The sequence below is a fragment of the Duganella vulcania genome (assembly GCF_009857655.1).
GTDB classification, from domain to species: domain Bacteria; phylum Pseudomonadota; class Gammaproteobacteria; order Burkholderiales; family Burkholderiaceae_D; genus Rugamonas; species Rugamonas vulcania.
This window is the reverse complement of record NZ_WWCX01000261.1, coordinates 1-944: the sequence shown is the minus strand read 5'-3', so window position 1 is coordinate 944 and position 944 is coordinate 1. Positions and strand designations below refer to the sequence as shown.

Here is a 944-nt window from a genome sequence, read left to right as displayed (position 1 = left end):
AGTTCCTGCCCGGCGACGGCCAGGCCGCCGCGCGTCAAGCCGTCGGCGTCGGCCAGCGGCGTGCCGGCCAGGCGCGCGCACACGGCGCTCTGCAGCCAATCCCAGTGGGGAGCAAGGCTGTCGTCGCCCAGATCGATGCCGGTGAGCGCGCGCAGCAGCCGGGCGCCGCGCACCAGTTCAATGCGGCCAAAGCCGCCTTGTATCGACAGCGGCTCCAGCCACGATGGCGACGGATCGCTGGCCATGTGCAGCGTCAGCAGCGCGTCGTCGGCCAGCGCCGGCAGCGGCGCCTGGCGTCCGCGGCCGAGCTGGCGGGCCAGCTCGGCCTGGTCGCGGCTGATGCTGGCCACCGCCAGCGGCCGCGGCAAGGGTATGCCGGCGGGTGAAATCATCGGTGTGCTGTGCATGGTCGTGAATCCGGATGGGCCCGCGGCGGCGCGATGGCGACGCCCGCAAGGCGGATGCCGTCGCCGGCGCTACAGCACCGAGATACGCACATCCTTGCGCATACGTTGCTGCAAACGCTGTTCCAGTTCCATTTTGTTTTGGCGCAGGCGCGTGTCGAGCGCGCCGCCCCCGGCGTTGAGCAGGAAATGCACGGCCGCGTCCAGCGGCTGCACCACGACGCCGATCGCCTGGCCGCCAGGCAACAGCAGCTCGAAGATGCCCTGCAGCGCGTGCAGTTGTTGCAGGCCGTCTTCCAGCGCCGCGTCGTCCTGCGCGCCGTCGCCGGCGTCCAGGGCCGCGCCGGCCGGCGCGGACGCAGCGAACCAGTCGCCGTCGTCGTCGTCCTGCAGCACGCACGGCGTCGGGTCGAACAGTTGCGCGACCAGCGTCCGCACATCGAGCTCGGCGATGTCGCTGTCGTGGCCCGGACGGCGCATGTCCGCCTGGCGCGGGTCGCGCGCGTTGTGGGCGTCGCGCGTCCTGCCGCGCTGCCCGGG

Annotated in this window: 1 protein-coding gene and 1 pseudogene; both read right to left on the bottom strand. The window is 72.6% G+C overall.

The annotated features are described in order from the left end of the window. A pseudogene (locus tag GTP90_RS35850) lies at positions 1-407 on the bottom strand (hypothetical protein); the annotation flags it as partial. A 69-nt stretch (positions 408-476) separates the two neighbouring features. Then, positions 477-944, bottom strand: a 468-nt coding sequence (locus tag GTP90_RS35845; protein WP_161087943.1) for a hypothetical protein, incomplete at its 5' end; no start/stop codon positions are given.